The sequence below is a fragment of the Mycobacterium sp. BMJ-28 genome (assembly GCF_054404835.1).
On the sequence record NZ_CM136783.1, the window covers coordinates 3,505,986 to 3,532,589 of the forward strand.

Annotated in this window: 28 protein-coding genes; 8 read left to right on the top strand and 20 right to left on the bottom strand. The window is 68.9% G+C overall.

Annotation, left to right across the window (positions count from 1 at the left end):
* Positions 1 to 9: 9 nt before the first annotated feature.
* From lgt to ACXPWS_RS17480, 6 genes are all read right to left on the bottom strand, one after another.
* Positions 10 to 1,890 carry a prolipoprotein diacylglyceryl transferase gene (gene lgt, locus ACXPWS_RS17455; RefSeq protein WP_458707868.1) on the bottom strand — a complete coding sequence of 627 codons (1,881 nt, stop codon included), beginning with the start codon at positions 1,888 to 1,890 and terminating at the stop codon, positions 10 to 12.
* Entirely contained in the window at positions 1,887 to 2,675 is a 789-nt protein-coding gene (trpA, locus tag ACXPWS_RS17460; RefSeq protein WP_458707869.1) for a tryptophan synthase subunit alpha, read from the bottom strand. The genes lgt and trpA overlap by 4 nt, the downstream gene beginning before the upstream one ends.
* Positions 2,672 to 3,931 carry a tryptophan synthase subunit beta gene (gene trpB, locus ACXPWS_RS17465; RefSeq protein ID WP_458707870.1) on the bottom strand — a complete coding sequence of 420 codons (1,260 nt, stop codon included), beginning with the start codon at positions 3,929 to 3,931 and terminating at the stop codon, positions 2,672 to 2,674. Before trpB ends, trpA begins: the two co-directional genes overlap by 4 nt.
* Complete coding sequence (gene trpC, locus ACXPWS_RS17470; protein ID WP_458707871.1) at positions 3,932 to 4,750, bottom strand: indole-3-glycerol phosphate synthase TrpC; 819 nt, start codon at positions 4,748 to 4,750, stop codon at positions 3,932 to 3,934.
* Positions 4,751 to 4,829: 79 nt separating this feature from the next.
* A complete protein-coding gene (locus tag ACXPWS_RS17475; RefSeq protein WP_458713575.1) occupies positions 4,830 to 5,423 on the bottom strand; it encodes a TIGR02234 family membrane protein in 594 nt (197 codons plus the stop codon).
* Positions 5,420 to 7,015, bottom strand: a complete 1,596-nt coding sequence (locus tag ACXPWS_RS17480; RefSeq protein WP_458707872.1) for an anthranilate synthase component I — start codon at positions 7,013 to 7,015, stop codon at positions 5,420 to 5,422. The genes ACXPWS_RS17475 and ACXPWS_RS17480 overlap by 4 nt, the downstream gene beginning before the upstream one ends.
* Before the next feature lie 39 nt (positions 7,016 to 7,054).
* On the opposite strand from ACXPWS_RS17480, the gene ACXPWS_RS17485 reads away from it, so the two are divergent.
* Positions 7,055 to 7,510, top strand: a complete 456-nt coding sequence (locus ACXPWS_RS17485; protein WP_458707873.1) for a peroxiredoxin — start codon at positions 7,055 to 7,057, stop codon at positions 7,508 to 7,510.
* Here the strand turns inward: ACXPWS_RS17485 and ACXPWS_RS17490 are convergent.
* Entirely contained in the window at positions 7,497 to 9,134 is a 1,638-nt protein-coding gene (locus ACXPWS_RS17490; RefSeq protein ID WP_458713576.1) for a 2-isopropylmalate synthase, read from the bottom strand. The two genes, ACXPWS_RS17485 and ACXPWS_RS17490, sit on opposite strands and share 14 nt — an antisense overlap.
* Positions 9,135 to 9,322: 188 nt before the next feature.
* On the opposite strand from ACXPWS_RS17490, the gene ACXPWS_RS17495 reads away from it, so the two are divergent.
* The gene (locus ACXPWS_RS17495; RefSeq protein ID WP_458707874.1) at positions 9,323 to 9,994 is read left to right on the top strand and encodes a FadR/GntR family transcriptional regulator; all 672 of its coding nucleotides are present in this window, start codon (positions 9,323 to 9,325) and stop codon (positions 9,992 to 9,994) included.
* Positions 9,991 to 10,788 (top strand): ABC transporter ATP-binding protein, encoded by a 798-nt coding sequence (locus tag ACXPWS_RS17500; protein WP_458707875.1) that lies wholly within the window; start codon positions 9,991 to 9,993, stop codon positions 10,786 to 10,788. Before ACXPWS_RS17495 ends, ACXPWS_RS17500 begins: the two co-directional genes overlap by 4 nt.
* Here ACXPWS_RS17500 and ACXPWS_RS17505 read toward each other — a convergent pair.
* Entirely contained in the window at positions 10,785 to 11,771 is a 987-nt protein-coding gene (locus tag ACXPWS_RS17505; protein ID WP_458707876.1) for a hypothetical protein, read from the bottom strand. The two genes, ACXPWS_RS17500 and ACXPWS_RS17505, sit on opposite strands and share 4 nt — an antisense overlap.
* Positions 11,761 to 13,374 carry an HsdM family class I SAM-dependent methyltransferase gene (locus tag ACXPWS_RS17510; RefSeq protein WP_458707877.1) on the bottom strand — a complete coding sequence of 538 codons (1,614 nt, stop codon included), beginning with the start codon at positions 13,372 to 13,374 and terminating at the stop codon, positions 11,761 to 11,763. The genes ACXPWS_RS17505 and ACXPWS_RS17510 overlap by 11 nt, the downstream gene beginning before the upstream one ends.
* Before the next feature lie 135 nt (positions 13,375 to 13,509).
* On the opposite strand from ACXPWS_RS17510, the gene ACXPWS_RS17515 reads away from it, so the two are divergent.
* A complete protein-coding gene (locus ACXPWS_RS17515) occupies positions 13,510 to 13,755 on the top strand; it encodes a hypothetical protein (RefSeq protein ID WP_458707878.1) in 246 nt (81 codons plus the stop codon).
* A 158-nt stretch (positions 13,756 to 13,913) separates the two neighbouring features.
* A complete protein-coding gene (locus ACXPWS_RS17520; protein ID WP_458707879.1) occupies positions 13,914 to 14,903 on the top strand; it encodes an IS481 family transposase in 990 nt (329 codons plus the stop codon).
* Here ACXPWS_RS17520 and hisI read toward each other — a convergent pair.
* Genes hisI through hisD form a run of 8 tightly spaced genes read right to left on the bottom strand, consistent with a single transcriptional unit; the run spans position 14,900 to position 21,268 of the window.
* Positions 14,900 to 15,247: a phosphoribosyl-AMP cyclohydrolase gene (gene hisI / locus ACXPWS_RS17525; RefSeq protein WP_458707880.1), complete on the bottom strand. Its 348-nt coding sequence runs from the start codon at positions 15,245 to 15,247 to the stop codon at positions 14,900 to 14,902. The two genes, ACXPWS_RS17520 and hisI, sit on opposite strands and share 4 nt — an antisense overlap.
* Positions 15,244 to 16,023: an imidazole glycerol phosphate synthase subunit HisF gene (gene hisF, locus ACXPWS_RS17530; protein ID WP_458707881.1), complete on the bottom strand. Its 780-nt coding sequence runs from the start codon at positions 16,021 to 16,023 to the stop codon at positions 15,244 to 15,246. Before hisF ends, hisI begins: the two co-directional genes overlap by 4 nt.
* Positions 16,020 to 16,832, bottom strand: coding sequence for an inositol monophosphatase family protein (locus ACXPWS_RS17535; RefSeq protein ID WP_458707882.1), 813 nt, complete (start codon positions 16,830 to 16,832; stop codon positions 16,020 to 16,022). Before ACXPWS_RS17535 ends, hisF begins: the two co-directional genes overlap by 4 nt.
* Before the next feature lie 4 nt (positions 16,833 to 16,836).
* Positions 16,837 to 17,571: a bifunctional 1-(5-phosphoribosyl)-5-((5-phosphoribosylamino)methylideneamino)imidazole-4-carboxamide isomerase/phosphoribosylanthranilate isomerase PriA gene (gene priA, locus ACXPWS_RS17540; protein WP_458707883.1), complete on the bottom strand. Its 735-nt coding sequence runs from the start codon at positions 17,569 to 17,571 to the stop codon at positions 16,837 to 16,839.
* On the bottom strand, positions 17,568 to 18,188 hold the full coding sequence (hisH, locus tag ACXPWS_RS17545; protein WP_458707884.1) for an imidazole glycerol phosphate synthase subunit HisH: 621 nt from the start codon (positions 18,186 to 18,188) through the stop codon (positions 17,568 to 17,570). Before hisH ends, priA begins: the two co-directional genes overlap by 4 nt.
* Positions 18,189 to 18,216: 28 nt before the next feature.
* Positions 18,217 to 18,825 carry an imidazoleglycerol-phosphate dehydratase HisB gene (gene hisB / locus ACXPWS_RS17550; RefSeq protein WP_458707885.1) on the bottom strand — a complete coding sequence of 203 codons (609 nt, stop codon included), beginning with the start codon at positions 18,823 to 18,825 and terminating at the stop codon, positions 18,217 to 18,219.
* Positions 18,822 to 19,946 carry a histidinol-phosphate transaminase gene (locus tag ACXPWS_RS17555; protein ID WP_458707886.1) on the bottom strand — a complete coding sequence of 375 codons (1,125 nt, stop codon included), beginning with the start codon at positions 19,944 to 19,946 and terminating at the stop codon, positions 18,822 to 18,824. Before ACXPWS_RS17555 ends, hisB begins: the two co-directional genes overlap by 4 nt.
* The gene (hisD, locus tag ACXPWS_RS17560; protein ID WP_458713577.1) at positions 19,943 to 21,268 is read right to left on the bottom strand and encodes a histidinol dehydrogenase; all 1,326 of its coding nucleotides are present in this window, start codon (positions 21,266 to 21,268) and stop codon (positions 19,943 to 19,945) included. Before hisD ends, ACXPWS_RS17555 begins: the two co-directional genes overlap by 4 nt.
* A 68-nt stretch (positions 21,269 to 21,336) precedes the next feature.
* On the opposite strand from hisD, the gene ACXPWS_RS17565 reads away from it, so the two are divergent.
* The 3 genes from ACXPWS_RS17565 to ACXPWS_RS17575 are packed head-to-tail and all read left to right on the top strand — an operon-like array spanning position 21,337 to position 23,057.
* The gene (locus ACXPWS_RS17565) at positions 21,337 to 21,762 is read left to right on the top strand and encodes a nitroreductase family deazaflavin-dependent oxidoreductase (RefSeq protein ID WP_458707887.1); all 426 of its coding nucleotides are present in this window, start codon (positions 21,337 to 21,339) and stop codon (positions 21,760 to 21,762) included.
* Between the two features lie 30 nt (positions 21,763 to 21,792).
* On the top strand, positions 21,793 to 22,437 hold the full coding sequence (locus tag ACXPWS_RS17570; RefSeq protein ID WP_458707888.1) for a LysE family transporter: 645 nt from the start codon (positions 21,793 to 21,795) through the stop codon (positions 22,435 to 22,437).
* A 50-nt stretch (positions 22,438 to 22,487) separates the two neighbouring features.
* Complete coding sequence (locus ACXPWS_RS17575) at positions 22,488 to 23,057, top strand: TetR/AcrR family transcriptional regulator (RefSeq protein ID WP_458707889.1); 570 nt, start codon at positions 22,488 to 22,490, stop codon at positions 23,055 to 23,057.
* On the opposite strand, the gene nadC is transcribed toward ACXPWS_RS17575, so the two are convergent.
* Genes nadC through nadA form a run of 3 tightly spaced genes read right to left on the bottom strand, consistent with a single transcriptional unit; the run spans position 23,054 to position 26,561 of the window.
* On the bottom strand, positions 23,054 to 23,911 hold the full coding sequence (nadC, locus tag ACXPWS_RS17580) for a carboxylating nicotinate-nucleotide diphosphorylase (RefSeq protein ID WP_458707890.1): 858 nt from the start codon (positions 23,909 to 23,911) through the stop codon (positions 23,054 to 23,056). The genes ACXPWS_RS17575 and nadC overlap by 4 nt on opposite strands.
* Positions 23,908 to 25,515: an L-aspartate oxidase gene (locus tag ACXPWS_RS17585; protein WP_458707891.1), complete on the bottom strand. Its 1,608-nt coding sequence runs from the start codon at positions 25,513 to 25,515 to the stop codon at positions 23,908 to 23,910. Before ACXPWS_RS17585 ends, nadC begins: the two co-directional genes overlap by 4 nt.
* Complete coding sequence (gene nadA, locus ACXPWS_RS17590; protein WP_458707892.1) at positions 25,512 to 26,561, bottom strand: quinolinate synthase NadA; 1,050 nt, start codon at positions 26,559 to 26,561, stop codon at positions 25,512 to 25,514. The genes ACXPWS_RS17585 and nadA overlap by 4 nt, the downstream gene beginning before the upstream one ends.
* Between the last annotated feature and the right edge of the window lie 43 nt (positions 26,562 to 26,604).

Sequence of the window (26,604 nt, forward strand, 5' to 3'; positions counted from 1 at the left end):
CCGCTCTGGTCAGCGGTTTCGACGCCACCAACGGGGCTTGCGTCCGGTACCAGACGTCACGGGCGGCGGGGCGGCCGGTTGAGGTTTCACCTCGGGCTTGGGCTCGTTGTCCGCTGCGGAGTCGACAGCTTCCGCCTCTGGTTCGGTGTCTGCCGCCGGAGCATCCTCGGCCTCGGCAGATTCATCGTCGGTAGGTTCACCTTCGACAGCTTCGGTTTCAGGCTCCTCCCCACCAACCGGTGCTTCCGCGTCTTCAGAAGATTCAGCCTCGGCGGACTCGTCCTCAGCCGTATCACTTTCGGCGACCTCGGTCTCGGCGTCCGCTTCGGCCTCGTCAGCGGACTCAGCCTCGGCGGGCTCGACCCCGTCCGAATCGCCTTCGGCAACCTCGGCGCCGGCTTCGACCGCAGTCTCGTCAGCCTCGGGCTCATCATCACCGACGGGCTCTGTCGACTTCGCTGCCGCCAGCGACTCCGACGCCTTCTCCAACTCCGAACCGACGTCGGAAGACTCGGAGTCGGCCGAGTCGCCTTCTGCGGTCTCAGTATCCGGCTCGTCGTCCCCGACGGACTCCGTCGACTCGTCGCCATCAGCAGGCGGTTCCGCAACCTCGGCCTCGTCACCATCAGCCGGCGGTTCCACTACTGCAGATTCGACCTCGGCGGAATCCTCGTCAGAACCAACTCCTGTCTCGGGCTCAGCGTCTGCGTCGGGCTCAGCCTCACTGGCAGACTCCGCAACCGCCAGCGATTCCGCGGCCTTCTCCAACTCGAAACCGACGTCAGAAGACTGGGGCTCGGCCGAATCGTCAACCACCTCGAGCGTGTCCGCGTCGACGGGCTCTTCGGCCTCGTCGGCAGCCTCCGCCTCCTCGGCGACGTCCGCATCCGCGCTGTCGCCCACTGCCGCGGCGTCCTCGGCCTCGTCCGCCCCCGCCACGGTCGCGGCGGCCACCACGCCAGAGGCTGCCGCCACGGTCGCCAGCTCCTTGGCCAGCAGATCGTCAACGGGCGAATCCTCGTCCTGCTTACCGCGCAACGACTCCGGATCCTCTTTGCCCTTCGGCGCCACCATCACGTACACCACCGCCGCGACGAAGACGAACGTCGAGGTGAAGGTGTTGACCCGGATGCCATCCACGGGCATGGACGCCGGATCGCTGCGCATCAGCTCGATCCAGAACCGGCCCACGCAGTAGCCGGCCACATACAGCGCGAACAGCCGACCATGACCCATGTTGAAGCGCTTGTCGATCCACAACAGCAGCGCGAAGATCAGCAGGTTCCAGAGCAACTCGTACAGGAAGGTCGGATGCACCACCCCGACGAGTTGTCCGTCGGACACACCGTTCAACGTATTGAGCGCACCGCTGGCATCGCGGCGCTCATAGATCTCCAGCCCCCACGGCAGCGTGGTGGCACGGCCGTACAACTCCTGGTTGAAATAGTTGCCCAGCCGCCCGATCGCCTGCGCCAAGATGATGCCGGGCGCGATCGCATCGCCGAACGCGGGCAACGGAATTCCGCGCATTCGGCAGCCGATCCAGGCACCCACCGCGCCGAGCGCCACAGCGCCCCAGATACCCAGGCCGCCGTCCCAGATCCGGAACGCCGCACCCAGCCCGGCACCGCCGTCACCGAAGTACGTCTTCCAATCGGTCATGACGTGGTACAGCCGTCCACCGACCAAACCGAACGGCACCGCCAGCAAGGCAATGTCGTAGATGACACCCTGCTCGCCACCGCGCGCCACCCACCGGCGGTCGCCGAGGATCAGCGCGGACACGATACCGGCGATGATGCACAGCGCATAGGCACGGATCGGCACCGGCCCGATATGCCACACACCCTGCGACGGGCTCGGGATGAAGGCGAGGATGGTCTCGGTCATGCCGGAATCCCCTGCCGCACACCTTCGGAAAGTTCGGCGGTCAGCGCCCGCAGCGCGGGTATCCCGTCATCGAGGGCGGACACCAGGGCGGAGCCGACGATGACACCGTCGGCGTAGGCGCCGATCTCGGCCGCCTGCGCGCGCGAGCGCACACCCAGCCCGACGCCGACCGGGATGTCCGAGATCTCCCTGATGCGCTGCACCAGCTCGGGCGCCATGTTCGACACCGCGTCGCGGGCACCGGTCACGCCCATCGTCGAGGCGGCGTACACGAACCCGCTGGACGCCTGGACCGTAGCGGCCAGCCGTTCCGGCGTGGACGACGGAGCCACCAGGAAGATGCGATCCAGATCGTGCTGTTCGGACGCCGCCATCCAGTCCCCCGCTTCATCGGGAATCAGGTCCGGCGTGATCAAACCCAATCCGCCGGCTGCTGCCAGGTCGCGGGCGAAAGCGTCCACGCCCCAGCGCAATACCGGATTCCAATACGTCATCACCACGGCGTGCCCGCCGGCATTGCTGATTGCCTCGACGGCCCGCAGGGCATCGCGCACCCGCACGCCACCGGCCAATGCCCGCTCGGTCGCCCGCGCGATCGTCGGCCCGTCCATTCCGGGATCGGAGTACGCCACGCCGACTTCCACGATGTCGGCACCGGACTCGACGAGGGCCGTCATCGCCGAGATCGAGGTGTCGACATCGGGATAGCCGGTCGGGAGGTAGCCGATGAGCGCGGAGCGCCCCTCGGCGCGGCACGTGCCGAACAGAGGCCCCAATCGGCTCACGAATCACCGTCCAATAGGCCGAACCATTTACCCGCGGTCTCGACATCCTTGTCACCGCGACCGGACAGATTCACCACGATCAGCCCGGACGGGCCCAGTTCCACACCGAGTTTCAGCGCACCGGCGACCGCATGCGCGGACTCGATGGCCGGGATGATGCCTTCGGTGCGACACAGCAGCGAGAAGGCGTCCATCGCCTCGGTATCGGTGATCGGCCGGTATTCGGCGCGGCCCACATCCTTGAGCAGAGCGTGCTCAGGACCCACCCCGGGATAGTCCAAACCCGCTGAGATGGAATGCGATTCGACGGTCTGGCCGTCCTCGTCCTGGAGCAGATACGAGAACGAACCCTGGAAGGCACCCGGCGATCCACCGGTGAAGGTGGCGGCGTGCCGACCCGTCTCCACCCCGTCACCGGCGGCTTCGAAACCCACCAGGCGCACACCGGGATCGTCGATGAAGGCGTGGAAAACACCGATCGCGTTGGACCCGCCGCCCACGCACGCTGTCACGGCGTCGGGCAGCCGACCGGCCTGCTCCAGGATCTGTGCGCGCGCCTCCAGCCCGATGATCCGCTGGAAATCACGCACCATGAGCGGGAACGGGTGCGGTCCGGCCGCCGTGCCGAAGGCGTAGTAGGTGTCATCGGCATTGGCGACCCAGTCCCGGAACGTCTCGTTGATGGCGTCCTTGAGCGTCTTGGAGCCGGACTCCACCGACACCACCCGGGCACCCAGCAGCCGCATCCGGGCCACGTTGAGGGCTTGGCGTGCGGTGTCCACCGCGCCCATGTAGATGACGCAGTCCAACCCCATCAGCGCGCACGCGGTGGCGGTGGCCACGCCGTGCTGGCCGGCGCCGGTTTCGGCGATGACGCGGGTCTTGCCCATCTGCTTGGCCAGTAGCGCCTGCCCGAGCACGTTGTTGATCTTGTGCGAGCCGGTGTGGTTCAGATCCTCACGCTTGAGGTACAGCCGCGCACCGCCGGCGTGCTCGCTGAGCCGGCTCGCCTCATACAGCGGGGACGGCCGGCCCGTGTAGTGCCGCTGCAATCGGTCGAGTTCGTCGAGAAACCCCTGGTCCCGGCGCACCTTGTCGTAGGCGGCGGTGACTTCCTCGATGACGGCCATCAACGCTTCGGGGACCAGGCGTCCGCCGTACGGGCCGAAATGGCCCTTGGCGTCCGGGTCATGACTGGTGGGTTCGGCCACCGCCGCGCTCATCCGCGGCAGCTGGGGGCCGGAGATATCGGCCATCTACCGGGCGGGTTTGGGGCAGGACGGGTGAGCGCCCGCGGTGACCAGATCTGCGACGGCGCTGCGGGGATCACCGCTGGTGACCAGTCCCTCACCGACCAGCACCGCGTCGGCGCCCGCACCGGCGTAGGCCAGCAGGTCGGCGGTGCCGCGCACCCCGGACTCGGCCACACGAATGATGTTGCTGGGCAGACCGGGGGCGATCCGGGCGAAGCAGTCACGGTCGACCTCGAGGGTCTTGAGGTCGCGGGCGTTGACGCCGATCAGGCTGGCACCGGCCTGCAGGGCGCGGTCCGCCTCTTCCTCGGTGTGCACCTCGACCAGCGCGGTCATCCCCAGCGACTCGGTGCGGTCCAGCATCGACTCCAGTGCCTGCTGTTCCAATGCGGCGACGATCAGCAGAAGCATGTCGGCGCCGTGCGCGCGGGCCTCGTGGATCTGGTACGGGCCGACGATGAAGTCCTTGCGCAGCACCGGAATCGACACCGCGGCGCGAACCGCGTCCAGATCGTCGAGCGAGCCGTGGAAGCGGCGCTCCTCGGTCAGCACGCTGATGACGCGGGCGCCACCGTCCTCGTAGGCCCGGGCCAGCTCGGCCGGGTCGGCGATGGACGCCAGCTCCCCGCGCGACGGGCTGGCGCGCTTCACCTCTGCGATGACCGCGATGCCTGGGGCACGCAGTGCCGCCATCACGTCGAGCGGCGGCGGTGCATCCTTGGCGCGTTGTTTGATGTCGGCAAACGGAACCGCGGCTTCACGGGCGGCAACGTCGGCGCGAACTCCTTCGATGATGGAGTCGAGCACGGTCCCCGAACTCATGAGCCATGTCCTTTTCCGTCGGCCGGGACAAACCCGGACTGGTCTGAATAGAGGTTAGTCGCCGGGGGTGTACCCCCCGTCACCGACCCTTGCTGTCCGGATCGGTCGGATCGGTTCCCTCGTCGAGCGCGTCCCAGATCATCCGCTCGGACATCCCGTCGGCGGCACCGTCACCGGTCACCGCTTCCCGCCGAGCGGCCGGAGCGACGTACTTGGCGGCGGTATGACGCGCGGTCGCGGCGGCCCGGATGAGCAGCACGGCCGCAGCCAGGGTGAGCACCGCCGCAGCCACCGTGATCCCGGCACCGACATAGTGTCGCGACGACCCGACCAGCGCCGCAACCGGCACCTGCACCAGATCCGCGGCTCGCACGGCGATATCGCGGACCACCCACAGACTGATCCCCAGGTAGGCCATCGCGGCACTCGACACGGCCACCAACAGCGCCAACAACCGCAGCGCCCAACCCCGTACGGCCAGCGCGGCGACCCCGGCCGCCAGCACCAGCAGCGCCAGCGGCACCAGCGCCGTCGACCACTGGCCGCCGGACAGCGTCGAGGACTTCGGCTGGCCCAGGCCGTCGAAGGACTGCACCTGGACCCACGCCAGCTTCGACGCCCCCCACAGCGCCAACGCGGCCAGCGCCAGCAGCGCCTGCGCGATCCGGATCATCGGACCGGCGGGCAAGAGCGAAGCGACCCGGGATTGGGCACAGCCAGCGTCTCGGCTGCCGCCACCGCGGCGAGGACCGCTTTGGCCTTGTTGGCCGACTCGTTGTACTCGTACGGTCCGTTGGAGTCGGCCACCACGCCGCCGCCGGCCTGCACATACGCGGTGCCGTCGCGCATCAGTGCGGTGCGGATGGCGATGGCGAAGTCGGCGTTCCCGGCGAAGTCCAGATAGCCCAGCACGCCGCCGTACAGGCCGCGCCGGGTCAGTTCGACCTCCTCGATGAGCTCCATGGCCCGCACCTTCGGCGCGCCGGACAGCGTCCCGGCCGGGAAACATGCGGTCACCGCGTCCAGCGCGGTAGCGCCGTCGGCGAGCTGCCCGGTGACCGTCGACACCAGGTGCATGACGTGGCTGTAACGCTCGATGTGGCTGTAGTCCTCGACCCGCACCGTGCCGGGTTCGCACACCCGGCCCAGATCGTTGCGGCCGAGGTCGACCAGCATCAGATGTTCGGCGCGTTCCTTGTCGTCGGAGAGCAGCTCCTTCTCCAGCAGGACGTCTTCCTCTTCGGTGTCACCGCGCCACCGGGTCCCGGCGATGGGATGGGTGGTGGCCTTGCCGTCGTGCACCGTCACCAGGGCTTCGGGACTGGACCCGACGATCGAGAAGTCCAGGCCCCCTTCGGCATTGGGGGCGTTGAACAGATACATGTACGGGCTCGGGTTGGTGACCCGCAGCATCCGGTAGACATCGATGGGGTCGGCGGTGGTGGTCATCTCGAAGCGCTGCGAGGGCACCACCTGGAACGCCTCGCCGGCCTTGATCTCCTCGACCAGGCCGTCGACGATGGCGGTGTACTCGGCGACGGTGCGCTGCGACCGGTGCTGGGGCGCGGGCCGGGCGAAGGTGGCCACCGACGAGGGCAGAGGCTCCCCCAGCGCGGCCGTCATCACGTCCAGCCGGGCCACTGCGTCGTCGTAGGCCCAGTCCACGCGTTCATCGGTGCCGTTCCAGTTCACCGCGTTGGCGATCAGCGTGATCGTGCCCTCGTGGTGGTCCACCGCGGCGATATCGGTGGCCAGCAGCAGCAGCATGTCCGGCAGGTGCAGGTCATCGACGGTGAGTTCGGGTAGCCGTTCCAGCCGGCGGACCAGGTCGTAGGCGAAGAACCCGACCAGACCCGAGGACAGCGGGGGCAGACCCGGCACCGTCGCGGTGGCCAGCACGTCCAGCGTGGTGCGCAGCGTCTGCAGCGGGTCACCCCCGGACGGGGCGCCCTGCGGGGTGGTGCCCAGCCACACCGCCTCACCGTCGCGCACCGTCAGCGCTGACGGTGCGCCGGCGCCGATGAACGACCATCGCGACCAGGACCGGCCGTTCTCGGCCGATTCCAGCAGGAACGTCCCGGGACGGTTGGCGGCCAGCTTCCGGTACGCCGACAGCGGGGTCTCACTGTCGGCGAGCACCTTACGGGTCACCGGGACCACCCGGTGCTCGGCCGCCAGCGCCCGGAAGTCCTCACGCGAGGTCGTTGATGCGAGCGTCTCCACGGCCCAATCCTCCCAGACGGCCAACCGGGGTTCGGCGCGCATGTCCCCCCGTCGCTTCGCCCGCCCAGTAGCGTTGCAGCCATGAAACCTGGCGATACCGTGGCCGACTTCGAACTGCCCGACCAGACCGGCACGCCGCGCACCCTTTCGGGGTTGCTGGCCGACGGTCCCGTGGTGCTGTTCTTCTATCCGGCGGCCATGACGCCGGGTTGCACCAAGGAGGCCTGTCACTTCCGCGATCTGGCCGGCGAGTTCGCCGCGGTCGGCGCGTCCCGGGTGGGGATCAGCACCGACGCGGTGGACAAGCAGGCCCGCTTCGCCGAAAAGCAGAACTTCGACTATCCGCTGCTGTCGGACGCCGACGGTGCGGTGGCCACCCAGTTCGGGGTGAAGCGTGGTCTGCTGGGCAAACTGATGCCGGTCAAGCGCACCACATTCGTCATCGACACCGATCGCACGGTGCTCCAGGTGATCGCCAGCGAGGTCAGCATGGACACCCACGCGGACAAGGCCTTGGAGACCCTCAAGGCGCGTTGACCGCCCGCAGCACCGCAGCCATGGATGCCCCGAGCACCGAATCGCTGCGCCCGCAGGCCCAGCCGCCGCGGTACTCCAGATAGGTCACGGCGGTCGCGCCGATCGACTGCTGGGTCAGGCTGAGGATCTGCACCGGGTGACCGGCCTCGGCCAGCGCCGCGGTCAGGGCTTCGACGGGTCCCACCCCACGGTGCGTGCTGGTATGGGTGCGGCCATCGGCGACCAGGGTGATCACCGTCGTCCCGTCGCTGCCGGTACGCCAGTCCTTCAGTTCCACGGGGCCGTCGGCATCGACATAGGCCGCCTCGAACAGCTCGTACAGTTGCGTCGCGCCGATCTCGGCGCCGGTTTCGTCGGTGTGCGCCTGGACGTGCCGGGCGAAATCGATCTGCAGCCGCCGCGGCAGGTCCAACCCGTAGTCGGTGTGCAGCAGGTAGGCGATCCCGCCCTTGCCGGACTGCGAGTTGACCCGGATCACCGCGTCGTAGCTGCGGCCGACATCGGCCGGGTCGATGGGCAGATACGGCACCCGCCAATCGATGTCGTTCTCCGCGCGTCCGGTCGCGACGGCCCTTGCGCGGTGTTCGGCCAGCCCCTTCTTGATGGCGTCCTGGTGAGTCCCGGAGAACGCGGTGTGCACCAGATCGCCTACGTAGGGATGGCGTTCGTGGATCGGCATCCGGGTGCAGTGCGCGACGGTGCGGGCGATCTCGTCGATATCGGAGAAGTCGATCTTCGGATCGACGCCCTGGGCGTACAGGTTGAGCGCCAGCGTGGCGATGTCGACGTTGCCGGTGCGTTCACCGTTGCCGAACACGCAGCCCTCCACCCGTTGTGCGCCGGCCAGCACCGCGAGCTCGGCGCAGGCGATCCCGGTGCCGCGGTCGTTGTGCGGGTGCACAGACAGGATGACGCTGTCCCGGCGGGCGATATTGCGGTGCATGTACTCGATCTGGTCGGCGTACACGTTCGGGGTGGCGACCTCCACGGTGGCAGGCAGGTTCAGGATGACCGGCCGCTGCGGGCTGGCGTCCCACAGGCCGGTCATGGCATCGCAGATCTCCAGCACATAGTCGGGTTCGGTGAGGTTGAACACCTCCGGAGAGAACTCGAACCGGGTATCGGGCCGGTCTCCGGCCAGCTCCAGCACATCGCGGCCGCCGGCCAGGATCAGCTCACGCAACTCGTCGCGGGCCTTGCCCAGCACGGTCTCGCGCCACACCGGCGCGGTTGCGGTGTACAGGTGGATCACCACGTCGTTGCCGATGCCGCGCACGGATTCCACGGTGCGCTCGATCAGGTCACGCCGAGCCGGGGTGAACACCACGATGGTGACATCGGGCGGTGCGATATCGGATTCGGCGATCAGGCGGACGAAGTCGTAGTCGGTCTGCGACGCGGACGGGTAGCCCACCTCGATCTCCTTGTAACCCATGGTCACCAACAGTTCGAAGAACCGTTTCTTGCGGGCCGGGTCCATCGGTTCGGCCAGGGCCTGGTTGCCGTCGCGAAGGTCCACCGGCACCCACAGCGGGGCCTCGGCGAGCCGGGCGTCAGGCCAATGTCTTTGCTGCAGAGGCACTTCCACGCGGCGGTAAACGTCGGAGTATCTGTGCCACGGCATCGGCGCGGGTTGTTGGCGGTTCCAGTCCATGCGGATTTCCTGTTCGGTCGACGAAGAGTCCGACCGGCGCGACGAAGCCCTACGACAGGGGGCCGGTCGTTGCGGCCCTGCCGAGGCGGCTAAGGAGGAGCTGGCGCGTCATGATGGTTAGACTATACACAACTCCTCAGACAAGTAGAGAGGTCGAGATGGTCGCCCAGGTTCAGCGCCACCCGTTGGCCACCCAGGTCGCAGAGCTGCTACTGACCCGCATCCACGCCGGCGAGTGGCCGCTGGGTCACCGGCTGCCCGGCGAAACCACGCTGGCCGCCCAGCTCGGCGTCGGCCGCTCCACGCTGCGCGAGGCCATCCGCGAACTGGCAGGCAAAGGTGTGCTGGAAAGTCGCCAGGGCGCAGGCGTTTTCGTCACCGCGGTGGATGTCACCGAGGACTGGGACACCGTGCTGCGGCGTACCACGATCGCTGCGGTCATCGAGGCCCGCATTGCCATCGAGGCCGAGGCCGCGGCTCTGGCCGCCACCCGGCGCACACCGGCCGACCTGCGCGTCATCCGGCGCACCCTGGCCGCGCGCGGAATCCAGAACCAATCGGTGCCCGAGCACGTCGACGCCGATATGGCGTTTCACCGGGCGGTGATCGCCGCCGCACACAACGAGGTGCTCACCGGACTGTTCGACGCATTCCTGCCCCGGCTCCGCACCGCCATGATCGACATGCTCAAGATCACGCCGGTGGCCAGCGAGGCCGGCGATCACGCCTGCCACCAGGACCTGACCGAGGCCATCGCCGCCCGCTCCCCCGCAGCCGCCGCCGCAGCCAGCCGCACCCATTTGACCGCACTGATGGAGTCCTTTACATGACCCCCGTCCTGGAGATCACCGACGTCACGTTCCGTCGCGACAACAAGCAGATCATCGACGGCATGTCGCTGACCGTGCAGTCCGGCGAACACTGGGCTCTGCTGGGTCCCAACGGCGCAGGAAAGAGCACGTTACTGGGTTTCTGTGCGGCCGTGACCTTTCCGACCAGCGGAACGGTGCGGGTGCTCGGTAACCAGATGGGCAAGACCGACCTGGCGGTGCTGCGCCGCGGGATCGGGCACGTGAATCCGCGGCACCGGCTGCAGTACCCGCTCACCGTGCGCGAGGTGGTGCTGACCGGGATCACCGCCACCATCGACACCGCGGCACGCTGGACCCCGACCGCTGAGCAGGTGGCCCGCGCCGACGAGTTGATCGACACCGTCGGATTGTCGGCCCGCGCCGGCTCGGTGTGGCCCACCCTGTCCCAGGGTGAACGGGGACGCACCCTGATCGCGCGCGCCCTGATCGCCGAGCCCCGGCTGCTGCTCCTGGACGAACCCACCACCGGCCTCGATGTCGCCGCGCGCGAACAGCTGCTGGAAACCCTTGACACCCTGGACGACTCGCATCCCGAGATGGCATCGATCCTGGTGACCCATCACCTGGAGGAACTGCCGACGTCCACCACGCACGCCCTCCTGATCGCGCACGGACGCACGGTGGCCAGCGGCAGCGCGCGCGAGACCGTCACGACCGACCATGTGACGACGGCGTTCGACCACCCCGTTTCGGTCGGCTTCTCCGACGGTCGCTGGACGGCACGAGCCAAGGCCAGCAGCCGGGTGCGCTAAACCTCGCGCCGGCGCCGCCGGGCTTCGCGATGCCGGGTGACCGGCGTGGTGTCCAGTACCCGGTTCACCATGGTGGCCAGGAACCGGGCCGGCTGCAGCTGCGGCGGCACGGTGTCGTGGCGGATGGCGATATCCGGCAGGGCCGCCAGCGCCTCGTCGACCGCCGACGTCTCCACGTCGACGATGGTGAAGAGTGCGTCGGGCTCGGCCTTTTCCAGGCTGTCCACCTCGTCCTCGACGGTGTCGGCCATATCGGCGTCGTAATCGATCATCACCAGCGCCACCGCGTGGTAGGCGTCATCCTCGGTACCGAGTTTGGCCAGCAGATCGATCAGCCATTCGGCTTTGTCCGGTTCGGAGGTCAGGATGGTCGAGCGCAGACCATAGAGGAATCCGAGCGCGGCCAGCGGATGGCGCAGCCGCAGATTCTTGGCGTCGCCGTAACTCTCCTCGACCCGGTTGGCGGCGTTCTTGCCGAAACTGGAGTCCATCCGCTTGGTGCTGATCAACAGTTCGGGCCCGGTGTCCCAGTCCGACATCACGATGTCGACCTGCTTCATGTAGTGCTTGCCGAGCACGCTGGCGCTCGACCCGGCCACCCCCTTCATCGAGCGCTGCAGCCGGTGCTCGATGAGTTGACGTTCCTTGATGGGCAGCGCCTCGAGCAGATTGGCGATGGCGCTGGGCATGATGCGCGGTTCGGTGGCCCGTGGCCACACCGCGTTGGAATCGAAGCCGGCCCGGCGCAATTCGTAGGCCATCCAGACGTCCAGCGCCAGGGCGGGCACCCCGGTGGTCGACGGCGCGTCCAGATACAGCGGCACGCCGAGCAGACGCCGCAGCACCCGGAAGTCGGGTTGATAGACCAGCGCGTCCTCGGCGCGCCGCCACGGATTGGTGTGCTGTCCGTGGGGTGCGGCATCGGCCACGATGCGGTCGAAGATGGCCCACGCGGTGGCCTTCGTGGACGGTTCAGCGGGCACGCCGCGACCTTACCGCGCGCCGGGTGGCCAGCGAATCACGCGCTGCCCGAATCGAATCCATCTCACCGAGGCCGAGTGCGGCATCCACCGCCTGTACGGCGTCGAGCAACCTGCCGCGGCCCAGCAGGCCCGCCACCGTACGCCGGGCGGCCCGCAGCTCGCCGGCTCGCGCGGCGATCAATTCCGCGGACGGCACCAGCCACCGGTCCGCCTCCCGCGGCTCGACTTTGAGGATCCCGCCGCCGTAGGAGCGGCCGACGATCTCGGCATGCAGCACCGTCGCCGAGTTCAGCGCGGCCAGCGGCAGCAGGTCCTGCCCGAGCGCGCACACCTCGTCGCGCAGATACACGCCGTGCACCGAGTTCAGGTGGTGCGCCGCGGCGCGGTTGGTGACCAGCCGCGGCGTGTCGGCGTTCATGCAGGTGAGCAGCAGATGCGCGGGTGGCACCAGCGGGACGGTGAACCATGGGTTGCGGACCCGGCATTTGTAGGCCAGGTGCACTCCGGCGGCATAACCGGCGTCGATATACCGTTGCGCAGCAACGGAAGCCGTGCTGCCCGGCCGGAACAGGTGGATCGACTTGCCGTCCTGGCCCAGCCGCCGCAGCTGTGCGTCGGTCAGGGTGAGACCGCGCAGGTGCGCACTACCCGGCGGGGACAGCGGCAACAGATCGGCGGGTCGCAGCCCCAACTCGCGCACTCGCTCCGGCGACAGTGCGAAGAAACCGTTGTTTCCGGTCACCATGCCCAGGGTGGTGTCACCCCACTGGTCCAGGGTGACGAACCGGCCGGTGTCGTGCAGCAGGTGCAGCTGCTCCACCGGCGCGGCGCCCACCAGTCCGCTGACCCATTTGTCGGCGGGGTCCCGTGGCGACCAATGACGCTGCGCCAGTTCGGATGTCAGGGCCGCCGCGTTTCGGGCCCGGTGGATGACGGCGTGCCCCGACGGACCGCCGCCGAAACCGTCGGCCAGCAGCAGTACGACATCAGCCTCGGCTTCTGGGAAGACCTGTTCGTCGAACATCACCAGCTCGACCGCGGCGAAGCGGTCGAACAGGAATTTACGCACCGGCGCCGCGTAGTTGACGCTGAGCAGTTCGGCGGGCAGCACCAGCGCCATCCGCGCACCGGGCCGCAGGAAGAGCGCCGCGTGCACGGTGAACGCCGCCCAGCTGGACGCCAGGCCGGACAGGCTCACGCCGGCCTGCAGCGCCGCCCGCCGGGACTGGGCCCGCGCCTGGCCACGGAAATCCTGGTAGCGGATATAGGGCGGGTTACCGAGCACCGCGGTGTAGGACGGCCGCGGGTCGACGGCGAAGAAGTCCGTGGTGCGTATCCGGGCGCTGCCCCCGGCCTCGGCCACCCGCTTACGGGCGGCCCGCGCGCTGGCCGGATGGATCTCCACACCGTCGAGCGCCGGCGCTGGGGCCCCCAGATCGGTGAGGCGCCGGGCCGCGGCGACCAGGAATGCCGCTTCCCCTGCCGATGGTTCGAAAACGCGGTCGTCCGGGGTGCGTACCGCCCACTCGGCCAAATAACGGGTGATCTCCGGTGGGGTGAAGAACGCACCGCGCGCTTTGCGGGCCCCGGCGGAATCGATCACGCTGGTCATTCTGTCCGACCGCACCGACAAGTCCGCGCAGCCCACGCCGCCGCGCCGGGGCCGCCACCCACGAATCGATTCGATTGGCTAAGCTTTTGGTATCTGATCTGTTCACGGATACCGAGGTGGCAAGGCATGAGAATGACCAAGGCGGCAGCAGCGGTCGCAGGGGCGATCATCGGGTCGTCCATCGGACTCGGCGTGGGTATCGCACACGCCGAGCCGCCCGTCGATGCGGGCGGGCCCACACTGGAAGCGCCGGCCAACGCACCGAAGAAGCCCGCCGAGTTCTGGCAGGGTCACCCGATGGTGTGGTGGGACTGGGGCTCCGGCGGCCACTGGGGCGTCTGGACCAACGGGCAGTTCCTGCCCTTCACCTGATCGTCGCCCGCACCGCGGGAGCACACCCGGGTACTCGAAACCTGCCCTAGGTGTACTGACCACGGACGTTAGGGACGGCGTGGCGTGGTGACATGAAGAAGACCTCCGGGTGAAGTGCGAGCTGTCTAGGAACGCACCAGCCACACTCGGAGGTCTTCGTGTCCCACCGTAATGCCCCTTTGTCTGAAACCGGTCGTCTGCGCCTGGCTCGTTGTGTTGTTGAGGATGGGTGGTCGCTGCGCCGTGCCGCTGAGCGGTTCCAGGTCGCGGTCACCACCGCGCAACGGTGGGCTGCTCGTTATCGCGAACTGGGCCAGGCCGGCATGGCCGATCGCAGTTCCCGACCACACCGAAGCCCGCACCAGACGCCGACCCGCACCGAGCGCCGAATCATCAAAGTCAGGGTCATCCGCCGATGGGGACCAGCCCGGATCGGTTACTTACTCGGCATTCATCCCTCAACCGTGCACCGAGTGCTGACCCGATATGGCGTGGCCAGACTGCGCTGGCTGGACCGCCCGACCGGCAGGACCGTGCGCCGCATCGAAACGGCTGCGATAGGCGAACTGGTCCACATGGATGTCAAAAAGGTCGGCAAGATCCCTGCGGGCGGGGGCTGGCGGGCACTCGGGCGCAGCCGCGGCAGGCGCAACTCCCAGGCCGACAAGAGCTCAGGACAGTTCCGCTCGCCGGGTCATCCGGTTCGCGGCTATCACTTCCTACACACCGCCATCGACGCGCACTCGCGGCTGGTCTACAGCGAACTGTTGGCAGACGAACGCAAAGAGACCGCCGCCGCGTTCTGGACCCGGGCTAACACCTGGTTCAACCAATGCGGGATTACGGTCCGGAAAGTACTGACCGACAACGGTTCCTGCTACCGATCCCATGCCTTTCGGGATGCACTCGGCGATATCGAACACCGCCGCACCCGACCGTATCGACCACAAACCAACGGCAAGGTCGAACGCTTCCACCGCACCCTGGCCGACGAATGGGCCTACGCCCGGCTCTACACCGGCGACGCTGAACGCTGCGCCGAATACCCGCGCTGGTTACACACCTACAATCATCACCGCGGCCACACCGCACTCGGCGGCCAACCACCCGCCACCCGCGTACCTAACCTTTCAGGTCAGTACACCTAGGCGTCCGGCGGCAGCAGCAGGTCGGCGTCGAAGCAGCTGTGATCGCCGGTGTGGCAGGCGCCGCCGACCTGGTCGACCTCCAGCAGCACGGTGTCACCGTCGCAGTCCAGCCGCACCGAGTGCACCCGCTGGGTGTGCCCCGAGGTGGCGCCCTTGACCCATTGCTCGCCGCGGGACCGGGAGAAGTAGGTCGCCTCACGGGTTTCCAGAGTGCGGGCCAGTGCCGCGTCGTCCATCCACGCCACCATCAGCACATCGCCGGTGCCGTGTTCCTGGACGACCGCCGCGAACAGTCCGTCCGCGTTGCGCTTGAGCCGGGCGGCGATGGTCGGGTCGAGACTCATCTGATGGTGATCCCTTCTGCCGCCATGGCCGCCTTCACCTGTCCGATGGTCAGCTCCCGGAAATGGAACACGCTGGCGGCCAGCACCGCGTCGGCGCCTGCCGCGACCGCGGGCGCGAAATGGCCGACCGCACCGGCCCCGCCGCTGGCGATGACAGGCACCGTCACCGCCGCACGGACCGCGCGCAGCATCGCCAGATCGAAACCGGCCTTGGTGCCGTCGGCGTCCATCGAGTTCAGCAGGATCTCCCCCACCCCGAGTTCGGCTCCGCGCCTTGCCCATTCGACGGCGTCGATCCCGGTGCCGCGACGGCCGCCGTGCGTGGTGACCTCCCAGCCCGAGGGCGTCGGCTGCGAACCCGTAGGGACGGTGCGGGCGTCCACACTCAGCACGATGCACTGCGAACCGAACTGGCGTGCCAACTCGGCCAGCAGTTCCGGCCGGGCGATCGCCGCGGTGTTCACCGACACCTTGTCCGCCCCGGCACGCAGCAGGATGTCCACATCCTCGACCGAGCGCACCCCGCCGCCGACGGTGAGCGGGATGAAAACCTGCTCGGCGGTCCGGCGCACCACCTCCAGCATGGTGGACCGGCCCGATGAGGACGCCGTGACATCCAGGAAGGTCAACTCGTCGGCGCCCTCGGCGTCGTACGCGGCTGCCAGTTCGACGGGATCGCCTGCATCCCTGAGGTTCTCGAAGTTGACACCCTTGACCACCCGTCCGGCGTCCACGTCCAGGCAGGGTATGACGCGGGTGGCGACGTCGCTGGTCACAGGTAGTCCTGCGGGCTGCCCGCCGAGGCGACGATCTCCAGCATGCGTTCGTGCGCGCCGGGCGCGCCGGCCAGGGCCGACTTGGACTCGGCGGTCCACGGGTCGCCGGCCAGGTCGGTGACCACACCGCCGGCGGCCCGCACCAGCGCCACCCCGGCCGCGTGATCCCAGATGTGGTGTCCGAAACTGATGGCGGCTCCGAGGATCCCGGCGGCGACATAGGCCAGGTCCACCCCGGTGGCACCGTGCATCCGGACCCGGGAGCATTCGCGGCTCAGGTTGGCCAGCACCGCGGCCCGGTACCGGCCGGGGAAGCGTCCCCGCGAGTCGATGTTGAAGGTCTGGATGCCGACGATGGAGTCGGCCAGCGTGGGCGCCGCCAATGCGGGAAGCGCCGTCTCGCCGTCTCGCAACGGTCCGCCGGCCACCGCCGTGTAGCGCTGACCCATGAACGGCAACCACGTCAGCCCCGCGACCGGCTCACCGCGGTGCAGCAGACCCAGCAGGATCGCGGCCATCGGGGATCCCGCGGCGTAATTGAAGGTGCCGTCGATCGGGTCGAGCACCCACACCAGTTCGGAATCGATGGGCTCCCCGCCGAACTCTTCGCCGTGTACCCCGATACCGGTCTGCTCCAGCAGCGCCGCCACCACTTGGCGTTCGATGGCGAGATCGACCTCGGTGGCGAAGTCGTTGCCCTGTTTGCGGACGGCCGAGTCGGCACGGTGCCCGGCCACGAACTGATCGGAGGCGCCGTCGAGGATCTCGGTCGCGGTGGCGACCAGCGCGGCCAGCCGAGTCTGATCCATCGCGTTATCCGCTGACCGCGGCCAGCGCCTCGGGCAGCGTGAACCGCCCGGCATACAGCGCCTTTCCGACGATGGCGCCCTCGACGCCACGGTCGGTCAGGGTGGCGATGGCTTGCAGGTCCGCGACGCTGGACACCCCGCCCGACGCGATCACCGGCACCCCGCTGCGTTCGGCGACCGCGGCCAGCAGTTCCAGGTTGGGACCGGTCAGGGTGCCGTCCTTGGTGACGTCGGTGACGACGTAGCGCGAGCAGCCTTCGCGCTCAAGCCTTTCCAGCACCTCCCACAGGTCGCCGCCGTCGGTCTCCCAGCCGCGCCCGCGCAGCCGATAGTCGCCGGCCTCGGCCTGGACGTCCAGGCCGACGGCCACCTTGTCGCCGTACTCGGCGATTGCGGCGGCGCACCAGGCCGGGTTTTCCAGCGCGGCGGTGCCGATGTTCACCCGGGCGCACCCGGTGGCCAGCGCCGCCTTCAGCGACTCGTCGTCACGGATACCACCGGACAGTTCGACGGCGACATCGAGCTTGCCGACCACCTCGGCGAGCAGTTCGCGGTTGGAGCCGCGGCCGAAGGCGGCATCCAGATCCACCAGGTGGATCCACTCGGCGCCGTCGCGCTGCCAGGCCTGCGCCGCTTCCAGCGCCGAGCCGTAATCGGTCTCGCTGCCCGCCTTGCCCTGCACCAGTCGCACGGCCTTGCCCTCGACCACGTCAACGGCCGGCAAAAGAATCAAACTCACAGTCCCTCAACCCAATTCGCTAGCAGCGCCGCACCGGCGTCACCACTTTTCTCCGGATGAAATTGTGTCGCCGACAAGGGACCGTCTTCGACGGCCGCAATGAACGGCACATGGTGGGTGGCCCAGGTGACCAGCGCCTCGGGCCGGCCCTGCCACTCCTGTGCGGCATACGAGTGCACGAAGTAGAACCGGGTACCGGCGTCCAGGCCCCGGAACAAGGTACTGCCCGCGGGGGCCTGGACCACATTCCAGCCCATGTGCGGCACCACCGGGGCATCGATGCGGGTGACCGCGCCCGGCCACTGACCGCACCCGGTGGATTCGACGCCGAACTCGACGCCGCGGGCGAACAGGATCTGCATGCCCACACAGACTCCCAGCACCGGACGGCCCGCGGCGAGGCGCTTCTCGATGATCTGCTCGCCGCCGATACCGCGCAGCCCGACCATGCAGGCCTCGTACGCGCCGACCCCTGGCACAAGCAGACCGTCGGCCTCATAGGCCGCGGACGCGTCGGAGGTCACCTCGACGTCGGCACCGGTGCGCTGCACGGCACGCTGCGCCGAACGCAGGTTGCCGGACCCGTAGTCCAGCACCACCACTTTTTTCTTGTTCACTCCCCGTCGCTCCGCTCGCCCATCGCCGTCACAGAGTGCCCTTGGTGGACGGCACCCCACTGACCCGCGGGTCGTACTCGACGGCCTGGCGCAGGGCCCGGGCCACCGCCTTGTACTCGGCCTCGGTGATGTGATGCGGGTCGCGGCCGTAGATGGTGCGCACGTGCAGCGCGATGCGGGCGTTGAACGCCAGGGATTCGAACACGTGCCGGTTGATCACGGTGTGATAGGGCGTGCTGGAGCCCGCAATGGTGAATTCGACCATGTAATCCGGCTCGCCGGTGTGCACGAAGTACGGCCGGCCCGACACGTCGACCGCGGCATGGGCCAGCGTCTCGTCCATCGGGATGAAGGCGTCACCGAACCGGCGGATGCCTCTCTTGTCGCCGAGCGCCTGGCCGAGTGCCTGGCCCAGCACGATGGCGGTGTCCTCGACGGTGTGGTGGCCCTCGATCTCGACATCGCCCTTGGCGTGCACAGTCAGGTCGAAGCTGGCGTGGCTGCCCAGCGCGGTGAGCATGTGGTCGAAAAACGGCACGCCGGTGCTGATGTCGACCTGTCCGGTGCCGTCCAGGTCGATCTCGACGACGATGTCGGACTCCTTGGTCTTGCGTTCGACCTTGGCGCGGCGGCTCATGAGGCTCCTTGTGCAGGGAAGGCGGACTCGGCGATATCGGCGCTCACATCGAGCAACACGTCGTTCTCCTCGGCCAGGCCGACGGTGGCACGCAGATAGCCGGGAATCCCGACATCGCGGATGAGTACCCCGGCGTCCAGGTAACGCTGCCACACCGCGGCGGCGTCGGCGAACTCGCCGTAGAGCACGAAGTTGGCGTCGCTGGGGATCACGCGGAAGCCCATCTCGGACAGCGCTTTCGATACCCGGTTGCGCTCGGCGATGAGCAGCGCGACGCTGCCGAGGGTGTCCTCGGCGTGCCGCAGCGCGGCCCGGGCGGCGGCCTGGGTCAGCGAGGACAGGTGATACGGCAGCCGGACCAGCAGCAGCGCGTCGATGACGGCGGGATCGGCGACCAGATAGCCCAGCCTCCCGCCGGCGAAGGCGAACGCCTTGCTCATGGTCCGGGTGACGATCAGCTTGGCCGGGTACTCCTCGATCAGCCCGATGGCGCTGGGCTGCGACGAGAACTCGCCATATGCCTCGTCGACGATCACCACGCCGGGGGCCACCTCGAGCAGCTGGCGCAGTTCGTCGATGGTGATGCTCTGACCCGACGGGTTGTTCGGGCTGGCCAGGAACACCACGTCGGGCTGGTGTTCCTTGACCGCGGCGACCGCGACGGCGGTGTCGAGCCCGAAGTCCTCGGCGCGGGCCGCCTGCAGCCACCCGGTCTGGGTGCCGTCGGCGATGATCGGGTGCATCGAATAGGACGGGACGAATCCGATGGCGGTGCGGCCGGGCCCGCCGAACGCCTGCAACAACTGCTGCAGGATCTCGTTGGAACCGTTTGCCGCCCAGACGTTCTCGGTGTCCACCTGAACGCCGGTCTGACCGGTCAGGTAAGCGGCCAGTTCGGTGCGCAGGCCGACGGCGTCGCGGTCGGGATAGCGGTGCAGATCGGAGGCGGCGTCGCGCACCGAGGCCGCGACATCGTCGACCAGTGCCTGGCTCGGCGGATGCGGGTTCTCGTTGGTGTTGAGCCGCACCGGCACATGCAGTTGCGGCGCGCCGTAGGGCGTCTTGCCGCGCAGGTTCTCCCGCAGCGGCAGGTCGTTCAGGGATATACCGGACTTGGTCACTTCTCGAACCTCCGCCGAACCGCTTCGCCATGCGCGGGCAGATTCTCCGCCTGCGACAGGGTGATCACATGGCCTGCCACATCTTTGAGGGCCGCCTCGTCGTACTCGACGACGTGGATTCCGCGCAGGAAGGTCTGCACCGACAGCCCGCTGGAATGCCGGGCGCAACCCGCGGTGGGCAGCACGTGGTTGGAGCCCGCACAGTAGTCACCCAGGCTCACCGGCGACCAGGCGCCGACGAAAATGGCTCCGGCCGAACGGATCCGGCCGGCCACCGCGGACGCGTCCACGGTCTGGATCTCCAGGTGCTCGGCGGCATAGGCGTTCACCACCCGCACCCCGGCATCGACGTCGTCGACCAGCACGATCGCCGACTGCTTGCCGGTGAGCGCGGCGGTCACCCGTTCGCGGTGCACCGTGGTGCGAAGCTGGTCGAGCACCTCGGCATCGGATGCGTCGGCCAGCGCCACACTGTCGGTGACCAGCACGCTGGCGGCCATCTCATCGTGTTCGGCCTGGCTGATCAGATCGGCGGCGATGTGCACCGGGTCGGCGGTGTGGTCGGCCAGGATGGCGATCTCGGTGGGGCCGGCCTCGGCGTCGATGCCCACCTGGGAGCGGCAGATGCGCTTGGCGGCGGTGACATAGATGTTGCCCGGTCCGGTGATCATGTCCACCGGGGCGAGCTCGGCGCCGTCGGTATCCGTGCCGCCGTAGGCCAGCAACGCGACGGCCTGCGCGCCGCCGACGGCCCACACCTCGTCGACGCCGAGCAGCGCGGCGGCGGCCAGGATGGTCGGGTGCGGCAGGCCCGCGAAAGCGGGTGGGTTGGCGGCCTGGGGCGGGCTGGCGATCACCAGGGAGTCGACGCCGGCGGTCTGCGCCGGCACCACGTTCATCACCACGCTGGACGGATAGACGGCGTTGCCGCCCGGTACGTAGAGGCCGACCCGCTCCACCGGCAGCCAGCGCTCGGTGACCGTGGCACCCGGCCCGAGGGTGGTGGTGGTGTCGGTGCGGCGCTGATCGGCGTGCACGGCGCGGGTGCGCTCGATCGCCACCTCGAGGGCCACCCGGACGTCGACCGGTAGTTCGGCCAGCGCCGCGGAAAGGGCGGCGACAGGTACGCGCACCGTCTCGGGGCGCACGCCGTCGAAGGAGGCACCGTACTCCAGGGCCGCGACGGCGCCTCGTTCGGCGACGTCGGCCACGATGGGCGCGACCTTGGGCAGCACGGCATCGACATCGACGCCGCCGCGCGGCAGAACGGTCCGCAGCCGGGCCGCCGACAGTTGCGCGCCCCGCAGGTCGATGCGGGCCATGAAGGGTTGCGGTGCGGTCACAGGGCTATTGTCCCAGAGCAGGCCAAATCGAATTCGGGGGAGCCAATATGTCCGCTGCGCAGTCTCGTGGGAACCATCCGAACAACGCACCCGGCGTGCCGATGCTGGTACCGCCGGCGCTGGAGAACTTCCAGATCCGGTTCATCAACCCGGTGATCGCTCCGCTGGCCAAACGGCTGCCGGGGTTCACCGTCGTCAAGCACCGGGGCCGCAAATCCGGCACGCCGTATGAGACGACCGTCACCAGCTTCCGCAAGGGCAACATCCTGGCCATCGGGCTCATCCACGGCAAGACCAACTGGGTGAAGAACGTGCTGGCAGCCGGTGGCGCCGACGTGCATCTGTTCAGCGGGGACATCCACATCACCAACCCGCGGGTGCTGCCCGCCGGGACCGACGACCCGTCGTTGCCCCGGATGGCCCGCATGGTCGCCCGCAGGTCGGGCGTATTCGTGGCGGACATCGACGGATAACGGCTTGACTGACTCGGTCAGACTGGTGCCATGACCTGGCAGGTGTGGCTGGCGTTTCTGGGCGCCGCGATCGCGATCAGTGTGTCCCCCGGCGCCGGCGCGGTGCAGTCGATGGCAACCGGGATGACACACGGGCTGCGCCGCGGCTACTGGAGCATCCTCGGCCTGGAAATCGGGCTGATGCTGCAGTTGGCCCTGGTCGCGGCCGGCCTGGGTGCCGTGGTGACCAGGTCGGTCATCGCGTTCACGGTGATCAAGTGGATCGGTGTCGCCTACCTGGCCTATCTGGCGATCAAGCAATGGCGCACCGTCACCACCGACCTGCGTGAACAGGTCGGGCGGACCGGCAAGCAGACCTCCGGCGGGCGGCTTGCGCTGACCGTCCGTGGCTTCCTGGTGAACGCCACCAACCCGAAGGGTTTGGTGTTCTTCCTCGCGGTGCTGCCGCAGTTCGTCGTCCCGGCCGCGCCGCTGCTGCCGCAGTATCTGGCGATCGGGGCGACCATGATCATCGTCGACATCGTGGTGATGGGCCTCTATACCGGCTTGGCCGTGCGACTGGTCGATTGGTTGCAGACGCCACGCCAGCAGACGATTCTGAACCGGGTGTTCTCCGGGCTGTTCGCCACCGCCGCGGTGGTGCTGTCGTTCGTGCGCCGCGGCGTGGCGGCCTGACACCGAAGTTCTTGAACGACCACTCCAGAACCGCAGGTACGATCTGAGCCATGCCCCGTCCCGACCGCAGCCGCGCCGCCCTGCTGGACACCGCGGCGCTGCTGTTCCGCCGACAGGGCTACGCGGCCACCGGGATCAACCAGATTCTCGAGGTCGCGCAGGTGCGGGCCGGTTCGTTGTATCACCACTTCCCGGACGGCAAAGCCGAACTCGCTGCCGCCGTGGTGGACACGGTCGGCGGCGGCATCGGCGAGCTGCTGCGCCAACTGCTGGCCGTCGAGGAACCGATCACCGACATCGTGGATCGCTGGGTGGACGTGATGGCCGCCAATCTGTCCGCCGACGAGCGCGACGGCTGCCCCATCGAGCCGATCGCCACCGAGTCGGTGACTGCCAGCGCGAGCATCCGGGCCGCGTCGGCGCGGGTGTTCGGCGACTGGATCGGTGCGGTCGCCGACCGGTTGCGTGCCGACGGCCGGCCATCCGGCAACGCCGAAGACACCGCCCGCGCGGTCATCGCGCTGATCGAAGGGGCCCTGATGCTGTCCCGGGTATCTGGGGAACCCAGCGCCCTGCTCGCCGCCAGGGCGGCGGCGCGGTCGCTTCTCGAGCGTCCTTAGGTGTCCAGCCCGATATCGAGCACCCGCACCGAATGGGTGAGCGCCCCGACGGCCAGGTAGTCCACCCCGGTCCCGGCATACGCGGCCGCCGACTCCAGGGACAGCCCGCCGGATGATTCGAGTCTTGTTGCTGGACAACGGTTATCGCGACGCTGGACGGCGATCTGGGTCTGCCACACCGGGAAGTTGTCCAACAGCACCAACTCCACGTCGGCGCCGAGCACGTCGTCGAGTTGCTCCAGCGAGTCGACCTCGACCTCGCACGGCAGGCCGGGTGCCGCGGCACGGACCGCGTTCAGCGCGGCGAGCACGGATCCTGCCGCGGCGACGTGATTGTCCTTGATCAGCGCGGCATCGCCGAGGCCCATCCGGTGGTTGACTCCCCCACCGACACGCACGGCGTACTTCTGCAGGGCACGCAGACCGGGCAGGGTCTTTCGGGTGTCGCGGATCTTGGCGTGCGAACCCTGCACCGCGTCGACCCAGCGGGCGGTGGCGGTCGCGATCCCGGACAGGTGACAGACCAGGTTGAGCATGGTCCGTTCGGCGGTGAGCAGACCCTGGGCGGGCGCGCGCAGGGTCAGCAGCGCCTGCCCGGCCGCCAGGCGGGCCCCGTCCTCGACGCGGTCGGTCACCGTGTAGCCGTCGGCGCCCAGCACCTCGTCGAGTACCAGCAGCGCGAGATCGATGCCGGCGACCACGCCGGGCTCACGGGTGGCCATCGATGCCTCGGTGACCGCACCGGCCGGCACGGTGGCCGACGTGGTGATGTCGGGTCCGTAGCGCAGATCCTCATCCAGGCCGCGGGCGATGACGGCGCGAGCCTCGACGAGCTCCTCGGCAGAGAGTTTCACAGTGCCCCCGCCGGTGCGACGATCGCAGGGACGCCGGCCTCGTCGACCCGTACCGCGATGCTCTTGGCCTGCGCCGCAACGGTTTCCTGGTGATCGGAGCGGTGGTGGCAGCCACGTGATTCGGTGCGTTCGGCGGCGGCCACCGCCACCGCGCGGGCGGTCATGGTCAAGGCGACATCCTCGAAGTCGACGCGGTCGGTGATGATGCGCGGGCGCGCCTCGGCCAGCACACCGCTCAGGTGCGCCAGCCCCTCCGCATCGCGCACCACAGAAGCATCCGAGCTCATCGCCCGTTGCAGGGTGGCGCGGTCCAGCGCCGGGCGGCCGACCCGCTCGGGAGTCCGGGCCCGCACCGGGCCCGCGGCCACCGCGTGTGCCGCCGCGGCGCGCCCGGCCCGGCCACCCACGACCAGCCCCTCCAGCAGGCTGTTGGAGGCCAGCCGGTTGGCCCCGTGCATGCCGGTGCGGGCGACCTCGCCCGCGGCGAACAGGCCGGCCAACTCGGTGCGGCCGTGCACATCTGTCACCACCCCGCCGCAGCTGTAGTGCGCACCGGGCACCACCGGAATGGGCCGGCGCGCGGGGTCGATCCCGACCGCCAAGCAGGCCGCGGTGACCGTCGGAAACCGCTGCGCGACGTCGGGAACACCGGTGGCGTCCAGGTAGACACACGGATCTCCGGTGGCCCGCAGCCGGGCATCGATGGCGGCGGCCACCACATCGCGCGGCGCCAAGTCCCCCATCGGGTGCGTGCCTGCGGTCACCGAATCACCCCGGCCATCGACCAGGACTGCGCCCTCGCCCCGGATCGCCTCGGTGATCAGCGGACGCCGTCCGCCGGCCCGCCCAGGCCCGGAGTCCGAGTACAGCATCGTCGGGTGGAACTGGATGAACTCCAGATCGCTGACAGCCAGGCCGGCCTGCAGTGCCAGTGCCACACCGTCACCGGTGGATCCATCCGGATTGGTGGTGGCCGCGTACAGATGACCCAGTCCTCCGGTGGCCAGGATGACCGACGGCGCGTGCACGACACCCGGCCCGTCCGCGCTGTGTACCAGCACCCCGGTCACCTGATCGCCGTCGTGACAGATCTGCAGCGCCACATGGCTGCGCCGGATATCGAGCCGGCGGGCCGCGTGGTCGAGCGCGCGCTGCACCTCGGCGCCGGTGGCGTCACCGCCGGCGTGGATGATCCGGCGCCAGGTGTGCCCACCCTCGCGGGTCAGCGACCACCGCCCCGGTGCTGCCTCGTCGAAGCGGGCACCGTCGGCCACCAGATCGGCCACCGCGCCGTATCCGTCGGCGACGATGGAGCGCACCGCCTCGGCGTCGCACAATCCACCGCCGGCGGCCAGCGTGTCAGCGACATGGGTCTGCACCGAATCGTCGTCCGCACGGAAGGCATCCGGCAGCACCACCGCGATCCCACCCTGGGCGTAGAACGTGGCCGTCTCGGCCACCTTGCTGAGTACCACGACCTTGCGGCCGGCCCGGACCGCCGCCAGCGCCGCGACCAACCCGGCGACACCGGTGCCGACGACGACGACGTCAGCGCGCTGCTGCCAGAAACCCGCGCCGCCGCAGGAGGCCGAGACGGCGGTCATTCCCCGCCGCCGGGCTGCCCGATCTCGATCATGCGCTGCACGCTGCGCTGTGCCAACGTGGCCGTCTCCAGATCGACGTGCACCTCGTCGGCGCCCTCGACCAGGCAGCGCAGCAGCGCGGCGGGGGTGATCATCTTCATGTACTTGCACGAGGCCCGGTCGTTGACCGCCAGGAAGTCGACATCTGGTGCGGCGCGGCGTAATTGGTGCAGCATGCCGATCTCGGTGGCCACCAGGACCTGTCGCGCCTTGGTTTCGCGGGCGGCGTCGAGCATGCCGCCGGTGGACAGGATCTTGACCCGGTCCTCGGGTACCGCGCCCTCACCGGCCAAATACAGCGCCGAGGTGGCGCAACCGCATTCGGGGTGTACGAACAGTTCGGCATCCGGGTGGCTGCGGGCCTGGTCGGCCAGCTCATCACCGTTGATGCCGGCGTGCACGTGGCATTCGCCCGCCCACACGTGCAGGTTCTTGCGGCCGGTGACCCGGCGGACATGCGCGCCGAGGAACTGGTCCGGGCAGAACAGCACCTCGCGGTCCTCGGGGATGGAGGCCACCACCTCGACCGCGTTGGACGAGGTGCAGCAGATATCGGTGAGCGCCTTCACCGCGGCGGTGGTGTTGACATAGGACACCACGACGGCGCCGGGATGCTCGTCTTTCCAGGCCTGGAGTTCCTCGGCAGTGATCGAGTCGGCCAGCGAGCAGCCGGCGCGCTGATCCGGGATCAGCACGGTCTTGTGCGGGGACAAGATCTTGGCGGTCTCGGCCATGAAGTGCACACCGCCGAACACGATCGTGTCCTCGGGCACCTCGGCGGCGATTCGCGAGAGGGCCAGCGAGTCACCGACGTGATCGGCGACATCCTGGATCTCGGGCAGCTGATAGTTGTGCGCCAGCAGTGTCGCGCCGCGCAACTTGAGCAGGCGGCGGATCTCGTCGGCCCACTGACCGTCGCCCACGACGCCGCTGTAGCCGCCGGGGCCGTCGACAACGCGCGATGCCAGCACGCTGGAGTGCTCCGCTGTGCGATCCAGGACCGTCATGGCCGTCTCCTTATGCCAATCCAGGTTTTCGACTTACAATCGA